The 12,140-nt window shown below is 67.1% G+C and carries 10 protein-coding genes; 7 read left to right on the top strand and 3 right to left on the bottom strand.

Features of this window, described 5'->3' with window-relative positions; genetic code table 11:
- Positions 1-4: 4 nt before the first annotated feature.
- Both EJ903_RS08275 and EJ903_RS08270 read left to right on the top strand, forming a co-directional pair.
- Positions 5-799 (top strand): TatD family hydrolase, encoded by a 795-nt coding sequence (locus EJ903_RS08275; protein WP_126614397.1) that lies wholly within the window; start codon positions 5-7, stop codon positions 797-799.
- Positions 796-1,593: an MBL fold metallo-hydrolase gene (locus EJ903_RS08270; RefSeq protein WP_126614025.1), complete on the top strand. Its 798-nt coding sequence runs from the start codon at positions 796-798 to the stop codon at positions 1,591-1,593. Before EJ903_RS08275 ends, EJ903_RS08270 begins: the two co-directional genes overlap by 4 nt.
- A 10-nt stretch (positions 1,594-1,603) precedes the next feature.
- Here the strand turns inward: EJ903_RS08270 and EJ903_RS08265 are convergent, their stop codons facing one another.
- Both EJ903_RS08265 and EJ903_RS08260 read right to left on the bottom strand, forming a co-directional pair.
- Positions 1,604-2,782, bottom strand: coding sequence for a hypothetical protein (locus tag EJ903_RS08265; protein WP_126614023.1), 1,179 nt, complete (start codon positions 2,780-2,782; stop codon positions 1,604-1,606).
- 101 nt (positions 2,783-2,883) lie between these two features.
- Positions 2,884-4,668 (bottom strand): ABC transporter ATP-binding protein, encoded by a 1,785-nt coding sequence (locus tag EJ903_RS08260; RefSeq protein WP_210211405.1) that lies wholly within the window; start codon positions 4,666-4,668, stop codon positions 2,884-2,886.
- Between the two features lie 278 nt (positions 4,669-4,946).
- On the opposite strand from EJ903_RS08260, the gene EJ903_RS08255 reads away from it, so the two are divergent.
- The 3 genes from EJ903_RS08255 to EJ903_RS08245 all read left to right on the top strand — a co-directional run bounded on the left by EJ903_RS08255 (position 4,947) and on the right by EJ903_RS08245 (position 8,832).
- Positions 4,947-5,663, top strand: coding sequence for a substrate-binding periplasmic protein (locus EJ903_RS08255; protein ID WP_158627901.1), 717 nt, complete (start codon positions 4,947-4,949; stop codon positions 5,661-5,663).
- A 154-nt stretch (positions 5,664-5,817) separates the two neighbouring features.
- Positions 5,818-6,837, top strand: coding sequence for a patatin-like phospholipase family protein (locus EJ903_RS08250; protein ID WP_126614017.1), 1,020 nt, complete (start codon positions 5,818-5,820; stop codon positions 6,835-6,837).
- A 153-nt stretch (positions 6,838-6,990) separates the two neighbouring features.
- Positions 6,991-8,832, top strand: a complete 1,842-nt coding sequence (locus EJ903_RS08245; RefSeq protein ID WP_126614015.1) for a potassium/proton antiporter — start codon at positions 6,991-6,993, stop codon at positions 8,830-8,832.
- Between the two features lie 93 nt (positions 8,833-8,925).
- Here EJ903_RS08245 and EJ903_RS08240 read toward each other — a convergent pair whose 3' ends face one another.
- Positions 8,926-11,067, bottom strand: coding sequence for a putative bifunctional diguanylate cyclase/phosphodiesterase (locus tag EJ903_RS08240; RefSeq protein ID WP_246015347.1), 2,142 nt, complete (start codon positions 11,065-11,067; stop codon positions 8,926-8,928).
- 519 nt (positions 11,068-11,586) lie between these two features.
- On the opposite strand from EJ903_RS08240, the gene EJ903_RS08235 reads away from it, so the two are divergent.
- Together EJ903_RS08235 and EJ903_RS26950 are read left to right on the top strand one after the other, a co-directional pair.
- Complete coding sequence (locus EJ903_RS08235; protein ID WP_126614013.1) at positions 11,587-11,778, top strand: hypothetical protein; 192 nt, start codon at positions 11,587-11,589, stop codon at positions 11,776-11,778.
- A 165-nt stretch (positions 11,779-11,943) separates the two neighbouring features.
- Positions 11,944-12,087: a hypothetical protein gene (locus EJ903_RS26950; protein ID WP_158627900.1), complete on the top strand. Its 144-nt coding sequence runs from the start codon at positions 11,944-11,946 to the stop codon at positions 12,085-12,087.
- Positions 12,088-12,140 lie beyond the last annotated feature (53 nt).

The raw sequence follows: 12,140 nt of genomic DNA, 5'->3' as shown, positions 1-12,140 counted from the left end.
AGCCATGCTGGTGGACAGCCATTGCCATCTCGACTTCCCCGACTTCGCCGACGAGCTGGATGCGGTGGTCGAGCGCGCCCGCGCGGCGGGTGTGGGCCGGATGGTGACGATCTGCACCTATCTGACCCGATTCGACCGCATCCTGGCGGTGGCCGAGCGTTACGACGACATCCTGTGCACCGTCGGCGTTCACCCCCACCAGGCGGCGGAGGAGTTCGACGTCACCACCGTGAATGCGCTGGTGGAGCGCGCCCGGCACCCGAAGGTGATCGGGCTGGGCGAAACCGGGCTGGATTACTTCTACGACAAAAGCCCGCGCGAGCAGCAGCAGGAGTGTTTCCGCCGCCACATCCGCGCCAGCCTGGACACCGGCCTGCCGCTGATCATCCACACCCGCGACGCCGACGACGACACGATGCGCATCGTGAAGGAGGAGACCGGCGGGCAGCGGGTGAAGGGGCTGTTGCACTGCTTCAGCTCCGGCCGGGCGCTGGCGGAGGAGGCGCTGGAATACGGCTTCACCCTGTCGCTGTCGGGCATCGTCACCTTCAAGAAATCCGAGGACCTGCGCGCCATCGTCGCCGATGTGCCGCTGGACCGGATTCTGGTGGAAACCGATGCGCCCTATCTCGCCCCCATCCCGTTCCGGGGCAAGCGCAACGAACCGGCCTTCGTCGCGCACACCGCCGCCTGCGTGGCGGCGATCAAGGGCGTGAGCGCGGAGGAGTTGGCGCGGATCACCACCGCCAATTTCTTCCGCCTGTTCGACAAGGCCGTGGAACAAAAGGCGGCGGCATGAGCGACGGCCGATCCCCCGAACCGATGCGCGTCACCGTCCTGGGCAGCGGCGGGTCGCGCGGCGTTCCGGCGATCGGCCCCGACGGCTGGGGGCGCTGCGACCCGGCCAACCCGAAGAACCGGCGGATGCGCCCGTCGGTGCTGGTGGAGCGGGCGGGCGTGGCGGTTCTGGTCGACACCTCGCCCGACCTCCGCCAGCAGATTTTGGACAATGGCTTTGACCGGCTGGACGCCGTGCTGTGGACCCACCAGCACGCCGACCACGCCCACGGCATCGACGAGCTGCGCGAACTGTGCCGGATGATGCACGCGCCCATCGACGCCTATGGCCGCGACGACCATCTGCGCGACATCGAGATCCGTTTTCCCTATTGCTTCGAAGCGTTGAAGCCGGGCTATCCCTATTACCGCCCGGTGCTGAACGTCCAGCGCATCACCGGCCCCTTTGAGGTGAAGGGCCTGCCGGTGACGCCGTTCGAACAGGATCACGGCTTCATGACGACGCTGGGCTTCCGCTTCGACCGCTTCGCCTATTCCACCGACGTGGTGCGGCTGGACGAGGCGGCCTTTGCCGCGCTGGCGGGAATCGACACCTGGATCGTCGATTGCGGCCGGTTGGAACCGCCCTACCCGGTCCACGCCCATCTGGCGCTGACCCTGTCCTGGATCGAACGGGTGCAGCCCCGCCGCGCCTATCTGACCCACATGGACAACAGCATGGATTACGACCACCTGCGCCGGATTCTGCCCGCCGGGGTGGAACCGGCCTATGACGGGATGGTGATCGAGGTGTGAGCGGGGCTGGTCAGACCCAACGGTCATACTCCGCCTTCAGGAACCCGTAGAGACTGCTGCCAGCGCTCAATTGATCGCCCACAGCCACCAATTGGACGGGTGGGCGCGGACCCAGGCGGAGATACCACCGCACCGCCATCAACCGCGCGGTGTGGGAGGCAAACGGGCCGCCCAGCACCCCCACGGCTGCGGTGGACGCGGCTGAGGGATTGAATTTCCATTTCGAGTTGTAGGACGCCAGAGCCGCCTGCACATGCTGCTCCAACGTACGCCCGCTCCGCCCGACGCTGGCCGGAACCGCGCTGTAGCGTCCGTTCGCGCTTTCGTAGTGGGTGATGCCAACCGGTGCCGGCAAGGTTGGACGCAGCGCCTTATCTGGCAAATAGGTCGCCGCCCGCAACCCCGGCACCGTGCTCAACGCGGTGCGCATGTCCGTGTTGGCCTGCTTGATCGCTGCCACCTTTGCAGAAAAATCCGGCGCGAGCGGGTTGTCCTTGACATACTTCATATCCCGTTCAACCTGCGCCTTCAGCGTGCCCGCGTGTCGGTATGTGTCCTGAAGAGCGGTGCGGTTTTGCGCGCCGACCGGCGTCGGTGGATTCACCAGCGTGTGGCCCGTCGCCCCGTCCACCTGGCTGTAGCCGCCATTGCCCTTGACGATGCAGCGCACGCCCCGCAGCGCCAACGCCGCCTGAAAGCGGAACGCATAGGTGTCGGCACCGGCCCCGGTGGCGGTGTTGCAGCCGTTCAGATAGATTTTTCCGGCGTAGGTGGCCTGCAACCCCTTGGACAGCACGAGGGTTGCGAGCTGTTCCGGCGACAGCCCACCAAACAGAACGGCGGCCCCCGGCACTCCGGCTTCTTCCGGCGCGGCACCATGGGCGTCGAGGTAGAGGGTCTCGCCGTCGGCCAAAGCGCTCAACGGTGTTCCAGCCGCTGTTTCCAAACGGGGAGCCGACGCCCCCAGAGCCAGCGGTGCTCCAACCTTGGCGCTGAGGATGGTTGCCATCGATCTGGCGATGGTGTCATCGACGTCGCCAACGGCAAAGGCCTGCTTGCGCTGGATCGCCGCCGACGAAACCGAACGCGACGGCCCCCTCGGCGGTGTCGCGGTGCGCCCCGTGGGCAGGCGGGAGACCGCGCCGACGAAAAAGCGCCGGTTCATGGTGGCAGGAGGGGGCGACGGCATGGCTCTCCCTTGAACGGCTCGAGACGCGTCTTTCAGGATCGTGTCACAAGCAAAAATGGAGAGTCAACGCACCCAAACGGCGGCTATGCCCCCTTGCGGGATCACGCCGCCCCGGCCTCCTCCTCGCCGAATTGCAGGCGGGACAGGCGGGCGTAGGCCCCGTTGGCGGCGATCAGGGCGTCGTGGGTTCCCTGTTCGAGGATGCGCCCCCCCTCCATCACCACGATGCGGTCGGCGTTGCGCACGGTGGCCAGACGGTGGGCGATGACCAGGGTGGTCCGCCCCTGGGTCAGCCGTTCCAGCGCGGCCTGCACCAGACATTCGGATTCGCTGTCGAGCGCGCTGGTCGCCTCGTCCAGCAGCAGGATCGGGGCGTCCTTCAAAAAGGCGCGGGCCAGCGCCAGACGTTGACGCTCGCCGCCCGACAGCTTCACGCCCCGGTCGCCGATGACGGTGTCGTAACCCTCCGGCAGCGTCATGATGAAGTCGTGGGCGGCGGCGGCCTGGGCGGCGGCGGTGATGGCGTCGAACGGGGCGTCGAGCCGACCAAAGGCGATGTTGGCGCGCACCGTGTCGTTGAACAGAACCGTGTCCTGGCTGACGATGGACACCGCCGCGCGCAGGCTGCGCAGGGTGGCCCCGCGCACGTCCTGCCCGTCGATGGTCACGCGCCCGCCCTGGGCGTCGTACAGGCGCGGAATCAGGTTGAAGACGGTGGATTTGCCCGCCCCGCTGCGCCCGACCAGCGCCACGGTGCTGCCCGCCGGAACCTCCAGGTCGATGCCCTTCAGGGTTTCCGTCCCGTCCTCATAGGCAAAGCGCACGCCCTCCAGCGCCACCGCGCCCTTGGTCAGGGCCAGCGGCGCGGCGTTGGGCTGTTCCTGGATGGTCGGGGCCTGATCGACCAGTTCGAAGATGCGCTGGGCGGCGGCCAACCCCTCTTGCAGGGCGGCGTTCAGCGTGCCGATGGCGCGCACCGGCTGGGCCGCCATCAGCAGCGCGCCGACAAAGCCGGAAAAGGCCCCGACCGACCCCTCGCCCATCGCCATGCGGAAACCGGAAAAGGCGATGACACCGGCCACCGCCACACCGCCCAGCACCTCCATCATCGGGTCGATGCGCGAGCGGGTGCGGGTGGCCTTCATGGTCAGTTCGTAATTGTCCGCGAAGGCGCGGGCCGCGCGGGCGCGCTCGTAATCCTCCAGGCAATAGGTCTTGACCATGCGCGCGCCCGACAGGCTTTCGGTCAGCAGCGAGGTCATGTCGCCCATCTGCGCCTGGGTGTCGCGCGACACGCGGCGCAGCCGCTTGCCGATGTTGACGATGGGCACGGCGGCGATGGGGTAGATGACGAAGACGATCAGCGACAGCAGCCAATCCAGATAGAACATCGACCCGACCAGCGCGATCACCGTCAGGATGTCGCGCACCAGCCCGGTGAGCGAGCGCGACAGCGCGTTGCGGATCACGTCCACGTCGTTGATGAAGCGCGAGGTCAGCGACCCCGTCGGCGCGGCGTGCAGCTGCGCCATGTCGGCGGTCAGCAGATGGCTGAACATCGACAGCCGGACGTCGGAGATGATGCGCTGGACGATGTCGCTGGTGACGACGGTCTGGGCGTAGAGCGACAGCGCCTTGATCAGCGTGACCAGCACGATCAGGGCCGGGATCAGCAGCGCCAAGCCGCGATCCTGCGCGGAGAACATGGCGTAGGACTGATCGATCAGCAGCGGGTAGCCGCCGGTCGTCGCCGCCACCACCGCCATCAGCAGGAAGGACAGCGCCAGCTTGGCCCGGTACGGCCGCACCCACTCCCGCCACACCCGGCGCATCAGCCGTTCGGTCGTCGCGTCCAGCCGCAAGGCCCCGCCGCTCGCTTTGCTCACAATCGCACTCTCGTTCATCCGTGGGGGGTCGGGGGTGGGATTCGGGCCGAATCCCCGCGCCGATGGCTTAACCGATCCCCTCCGCTTTTGTCCATCGGGCGGCGCGGCGGCGGGTGGATTTGCCGATGCTGGAGGATCGGGCCACGACATGGGGCCATTTGTTTCGGCTCGCGGAACGATTGCGTCGTAGGAACGATCCCAATCGGTCCGTTAACGATGCATAAATGTTCAAACGCCACCGTTTTGGGCAGGAACGGTTCTTTTTGAGGAGCGGAATCATGCGCACCATTGCTCTGGCCGCCGTCGCCCTGTGGGCGTGCGCCGCCCCGGCCCTGGCCGAGGACATCACCGTTCTCTACAACGTCCGCCCGCCCTATCTGGTGGAATCCGGCGGCGGCGTGACCGGATTGACCGGCAGCCCGGTGGCCGCCGCGTTCAAAAAGGCCGGGATTCCCTTCAAATGGGAATCGGCCCCGTCCGCCCGCCAGATGCAGATGATCAAGGACAGCTCCGGCCCGCTCTGCGCCGCCGGGTGGTTCAAGAATCCCGAACGCGAGGCCTTTGGCCGTTTCACCGCGCCGATCTATCAGGACAAGCCGTCCGTCATCCTGACCCGCAAGGACAGCCCGGCCACCAAACACACCACCACCGACGGCCTGCTGGCCGATCCGAAAATCACCGTGCTGGTGAAAAGCGGCTATTCCTATGGGGCGTTCATCGACGAGCGGCTGCCCAAGGCGGCGGCGGAGAAATCCTCCACCACCCAGGAAAACACCGGCATGGCAACGATGATCGCGGCGGGCCGCGCCGACCTGATGTTCCTGGCGGCGGAGGAAGGCAGCGAGTTGCTGAAGGCCCCGGAACTGGCCGACAAGGGGCTGGTGCTGGCCAACCTGACCGACATGCCGCCGGGCAACCCCCGCTATCTGCTGTGCAGCCGCAGCGTGCCGCCGGACACCATCGAGGCGCTGAACCGGGCGATTGCCGCGCCCTGACCGACACCGAACCACCATCGCCACCGCCACCGCCACCGTCACCGCCATCGTCACCGGTAGCCTCCCACATCCAAGGTTCGTTAACCACTGCGCGCCAGACTTGATGACAAGCGTGGACCACAACGCGGTGTGAACAACGGATGGGGAGGCGACCATGGCGCTTGGCGGCAATCTGGGTGGCAACAACGGTCATGGCCCTGTCCACCCGCGCAACCGGCCCCGCATCGGCATCGCGCTGGGCGGCGGTGTGGCGCGCGGCTGGGCGCACATCGGCGTGCTGCGGGCGCTGAAACGCTATGGGATCGAGGCGGACATCGTCTGCGGGGCCTCCGTCGGGGCGTTGGTCGGCGGCATCCATCTGGCGGGCAAGCTCGACGCGCTGGAACAATGGGTGCGCAGCCTCAACCGCCTGAAGATCGTCGGCTATCTCGATCTGCGCCTGCGCCAGGGCGGCGGGCTGATCGGCGGCGACAAGCTGGTCGCCGAGATGCGCCGCCACATCGGCGATCTGCGGATCGAGGAACTGCCGGTCCCCTACGCCGCCATCACCACCGACCTCGTCACCGGCCACGAGGTGTGGGTGCAGGACGGCGATCTGGTGGACGCCATGCGCGCGTCCATCTCCCTGCCCGGCGTGTTTCCGCCGGTGGCCATCGACGGGCGGTGGATGATCGACGGCGCGCTGGTCAACCCGGTCCCGGTGTCGGCCTGCCGGGCGCTGGGGGCGCAAATGGTGATCGCGGTCAATCTGGCGGGCGACATCCTGGGCAAGGCGCGCAAGCCGGGGGCCACCGTGCCGACCGCCGCCGGGTTCGACCTGTTGAAGCTGATCGACGAGGAGATGCCGGAAAGCCGCGCGTCCTCCATGGTCGGGGCGCTGACCCGCCGCATCTTCCGCCGCGATTACGAGGGGCCGAGCCTGTTCGGGGTGATGGTGTCGTCGCTGGGCATCGTCACCGACCGCATCACCCGGTCCCGGCTGGCCGGGGAGCCGCCCGACGTCCACATCGCGCCGCGCCTGGGCCACATCGGCCTGACCGAGTTCGACCGCGCCGACGATTGCATCCGCGAGGGCGAGGCGGCGGTGGAACGCGCCCTGCCCGACCTGCACGACGCGTTGGCCGTCTTCGCCACCGGCCCCCGCGAAAACACCCACGGACCGCAGGGCCGTTGAGTCCCAAGACAGGGCGGGTCGTCGCCCTGCCCCTTCGGTTAACCATTATTTTGCCCCACCGGACCACTACAGCTTGCGGATGGTGGGGCTTGCCGTCAAAATCATGTGGTTCCGCCACAGGGCGGCCCCCTATGACCATGGCGTGCGAGGCTTATGGAGGCGGTCAGCTACATCATCTTGATCGGGTCGACCCTGCTGATCGCCAGCGTGCTGACCAGCTATCTGGCCCTGCGCATCGGCACGCCGCTGCTGTTGATCTTTCTGGGCATCGGCCTGCTGGCGGGCGAGGACGGGATCGGCCGCATCGCCTTCAACGACCCGCAGACCGCCTTTCTGATCGGCTCGATGGCGCTGGCCGTCATCCTGTTCGAAAGCGGATTCGACACCAAGCTGTCGAGCTACCGGGCCGCCGCCTGGCCCGCGATGACCTTGGCCACGGTCGGGGTGGCCGTGACCACCGGGGTGATCGGGACCGCCGCGCATTACCTGATGAATCTGCCCTGGGCCGAAGCGCTGCTGGTGGGTGCGGCGGTCAGCTCCACCGACGCGGCGGCGGTGTTCTTCCTGCTGCGCGTGGGCGGCATCACCCTGCGCGACCGCGTGCGCTCCACCCTGGAAATCGAATCCGGGACCAACGACCCCGTCGCCATCATGCTGACCATCATCCTGGTGGAGGCGGCCAGCCATGGCTGGGGATCGCCCTGGCATGTGGTGGAGGAGCTGCTGCGCGCCGTCCTGATCGGCGGGGTGCTGGGGCTGGTGGGCGGCTGGATCGTCGTCACCTTCATCAACAAGGCGCAGTTCGAAACCGGCCTGAACCCGGTGGTGACGCTGACCTTTGCCCTGTTCATCTTCGGCGGCACCAACGTGCTGGGCGGCAGCGGCTATCTGGCCGTCTACGCCGCCGGTCTGTACGCCGGAAACGTCAAGCTGCGCGGCGCGTTGGAGCTGCGGCGCTTCCACGCCGGTCTGACCTGGCTCAGCCAGATCGTCATGTTCGTCATGCTGGGGCTGCTGGCGACCCCGCACGAGTTCGGCGAGATCGCCCTGCCCGCGCTGGCCATCGCCTTTCTGCTGATTCTGGTGGCCCGCCCGCTGGCGGTGTGGTTGTGCCTGCTGCCCTATCGCTTCAGCGCCAACGAAACCACCTTCATCGCCTGGGTCGGGCTGCGCGGGGCGGTGTCGCTGCTGCTGGCGCTGGTTCCGGTGCTGGGCGGGCTGGACAACGGGCAGATGGTGTTCAACACCGCCTTCATCGTCGTCGTGGTGTCGCTGCTGGTCCAGGGCTGGACCATCGGGTCGATGGCGCGCTGGCTGGGCCTGATCGTGCCGCCGCGCCGTGGCCCGGTGGAGCGCGTGGAGCTGGAATTGCCCGGCAACGCCGACCAGGAGCTTGTCACCTACACCGTCCACGCCAAAAGCCCGGCGGCGCGCGGGCAACGGCTGCCGCGCTGGGCGCGCCCGTCGCTGGTCATCCGCGAGGACGCGGTGGTTCCGCCGCACAAGATCAAGCCGCTGCAACCGGGCGATCACGTCTATCTCTTCGCCCCGCCCCACCAATTGCCGTTGATCGACAAGCTGTTCGGCGGCAGCCGGGCGCTGGACCAGGACGACCGCGAGTTCTACGGCGACCTCGTGCTCAGCCCGGACGCGACGGTGGAGCAGGTGGCGGAGATGTATGGCCTGCCGCTGTCGCTGGCCAACGCCAAGCTGACCCTGGCCGACCTGCTGCTGCACGAGTTCGGCGGCTCCTGCGAATTGGGCGACCGGGTGCGGATGGGCGACGTCGAATTGATCGTCCGCGACATGGACGACCACGGCATCACCTCCGTCGGCTTGGCGCTGGAACCGACGACGGTGACAAAGCCGCGCGTCCCGCTGTTCCGCCACCCCGCCGAATGGGCGGGCCTGCTGCGCGGCTGGTGGACCCGCCAGACCTTCGAACGTTGGAAACGCCGCGAACAGTTGAAGGAACGGCGCGGCGGCGACGATTGAGGGGAAGGCGGTCCGGCGGCTGAACACACAGCCTGATGACCGGGATCCGGCGGGCGGGTTTCGACGCGCGCAATCCGACGAACGGATGCCGCCTCAGCCCGCCGTCGGCGTCCGTTGCTGGCGGATCATCTCGGCCAACGCCTCCGGCGTCATCGGACGGCCGAAGAAATAGCCCTGCAACAGGTCGCAGCCGACGGAGACCAGGAATTTGCGCTGCTCCTCCGTCTCCACCCCTTCGGCGACGGTGGCCAGCCCCAGGCCGTGGGCCATGCCGACCGCCGCGCGCACCAGGGCGTTGCTTTTCGGGTTGGTCGGCACGTCGATGACAAAGGCGCGGTCGATCTTCAGCTTGGCCACCGGCAATTGCTGGACATAGCTGAGGGAGGAATAGCCGGAACCGAAATCGTCGATGGCGGTCTGAATCCCCAGCGCCGACAATTCGCCCAGGGTCTTGATCGCCACCTTCAGATCGCGCACCGCCGCCTGCTCGGTGATCTCCAAGCCCAGATGGGGCCGCAATTCCGGGCAGCCGCTCAACAGCTCGCCCAGGCGGGCGGTCAGGTTGCCGCGCAGGAACTGCTGGCCGGAGATGTTGAGGAACACCCGGTCCGGCAACACGCCCTCGGCGTTCCAGCGCATCATCTGACCGATGGCGGTGGACAGGATCCAATCGGTCAACGGCACGATCAGGCCGCTTTCCTCCGCCACCGGGATGAATTCGGCGGGGGACACCGGCCCCAAGGTGTCGTGCGTCCAGCGCAACAGCGCTTCGGCCGACACCACCCGCCCGGTCTTGCCATCGACGATGGGCTGATAGACGAGGTGCATCTCGTTCCGCTCGATGGCGTGGTTGAGATGCATGGTCAGCATCATGCGCCGGGTCGCCGCCGCCGCCATTTCGGGGGTGTAGAAGCACACGGCGTTGCCGCCATCGTGCTGGACCGCCTGCAAGGCCAGCTTCGCCCTGGCGTTCAACTCTTCCAGGGAATGCGCGCCGGCCTCCTGCAAGGCCGCGCCGACGGACAGGCGCAGACGCACCCAATGCCGGTCGGCGTAGATCGAGGCGGTCAGACGATCGTGCAGCACATCGGCCAGCGTCTGGGCGTGCTCCATCCCGTTGACGCGGGCCAGCGCGGCGAATTCATCGGCGGCGATGCGGCACATGTAGGTGTTGGGCGGCAGCACCTCCATCACCCGGCTGACCAGCGCCTTCAGCGCGGCGTCGCCGACGTGGAAGCCGAACGCCTCGTTGATGTCGCTGAACTGGTCCACGTCCAGGCTGTAAAGGGCAAAGCCGGTGTCGCCCCCCACCGGATCGTTCGCCAGCAGCGCCTCGCACTCCTCCAGGAAGGCGGTGCGGGTCAGAACCCCAGTCAGGGGATCGTGCCGGGCCAGATAGGAGGCGCGCTGTTCCGCCGCCAGCCGGTCGGAGATGTCACGGATGATGCCGACATAGGTGGTGCGGTCGCCCATCCGCGCCTCGCCGACGCTCAGATGGATGGGAAACACCGCGCCGTCCTTGCGCCGTCCCAGCGTGTCGCGGCCAATGCCGATGATCTTCGGCCGTTCGGTCTTGACGTAGTTGGAGACGTATTTGTCGTGGTCGCGGGCGAAGGGCGGCGGCATCAGCACCGTCATCGGTTGGCCGAGCAGCTCCGCCTCCTCGTAACCGAACAGATCGCAGCAGGCCCGGTTGATCGAGCGGATCACGCCGGTCCGGTCGGACACGATGATGCCATCGACCGCCGCGTTCAGCAGGGTGGCGACGAACGGATCGCGACGGGCGACGAAATCGGCGATCCGATCCGGGTCCCCGGTTTCGATGAACAGCCCGAGCCATCCCACCACCGCGCCGTCGGCGTCGGTGTGGGCCAGCAGATTGCCGCTGACGATCGCGCGCTGCCCGTCGCAGCCGGTGGTTTCGCAATCCAACGGGGCGGAACGCCGCACGCCCGACGCCAGCGACTCCATGGCGGCGGCCAGCGCGCGGGCGACCGGGTGGTCCAGGGTTGACAGCGTCATCCCCACCAGCGCTTGCGGGGTGCGGTCCAGCAGGGCGGCAAAACGACGGTCGGCGTGGCGGCACAGGCCGCCCCGATCCAGATAGACCAGCGCCAGATCGGCGTGATCCAGAAGGCTGGACGCCAGCGACGAGAGAAAAGCCGGATCGCGCGGAATCACCCCGCCGATCGCACCATTCCCATCCTGCGGGGTCTTTTCCGTGTGCTCGAACACAGGTTCTTTCCGTTTTACCAAACCCGACCCGTCGTTCCGGGACAAAAAAGATCGGCGCGGACACGCATTATGACCCGCCCGCCCGTATTTTCCAGCCTTTCCGAACGCCACCGTCCGGAAGCGGCCATGATCGGGACGCGGTGGTCCTCCGCCACAAGCCCTTGCCAGTCAAAGCCCGCGCAGCGTTCTCAGGCCGGACAATCATCCAAACGCACCACAACCAAAGGACCGGCATGGTTCAATCGGTCGCATGCGCGCGACCTGTGACAACGGTCGGGTTCCCGCAATCCCGCGTTGGACCGGCCCCCAAAGCCGGGCATCATGCGGGCGTTCCTCCAGACACCCTTCCTATTGCTGTCACCGCACAGACCGCCGACGCATCACCCGTTTTTTCCCTGGCCGTTCAAAATCCTTGGAACAAACGGTGGTGCGCCGGTGTTCTTCCGACCAACGGGTTGGACACCCGTTGACCGACAACCGCCCACGGACACCCGCAGCACCACGATGGGGAGAATCGTCATGACCCTGGCCTTCCGCCACATCCGCCACTCCGATGGTCGCGCCTATTACGAAGGGCGTCCGCTGACCCTGGCCGACGCGCATCTGATGCTGAACGACGACATCCTGCGCCGGGCGGTGCGCCCCGGTGCGTATCTGCGCCGCGAACGCAGCGAGCTGGTTCTGGTGACGGACGCCGATACGGAGCATTGATCCGGCGCGCGCGCCGCGCCCAACCCGTCTGCCCGGTCGTCGATCCGGTGTTGCGGGAAGGGGAGTTGCGGGTTGTTTCAATTTGTTACGGAAAACTAGCGGCGCTCCGTTCTGTTTCCGGTCATTGTGAATCCACTCTGTCCACAGTCAAAAGGCTGCTTGGTCGTGCCGCTGAACGCCGACAACCCGATGCGCGACGCGCTGGAGATCATCCGGGGAACCGATGTGATCTCCGCCGAGAAAAAGCGCAGCCTGGTGCGCGGGTTGAAAGGATTGCGCACGGGAATCGCATTTGGAAAAGATGAGTAGCAGCGTTCGTTGAAATGGATTCTGTATGTCGGCCCTTATGGCGGGAGCTGGGT

The sequence above is a fragment of the Azospirillum griseum genome (genome assembly GCF_003966125.1).
Taxonomy (GTDB): domain Bacteria; phylum Pseudomonadota; class Alphaproteobacteria; order Azospirillales; family Azospirillaceae; genus Azospirillum; species Azospirillum griseum.
This window is presented reverse-complemented; position numbering and strand designations above follow the sequence as displayed.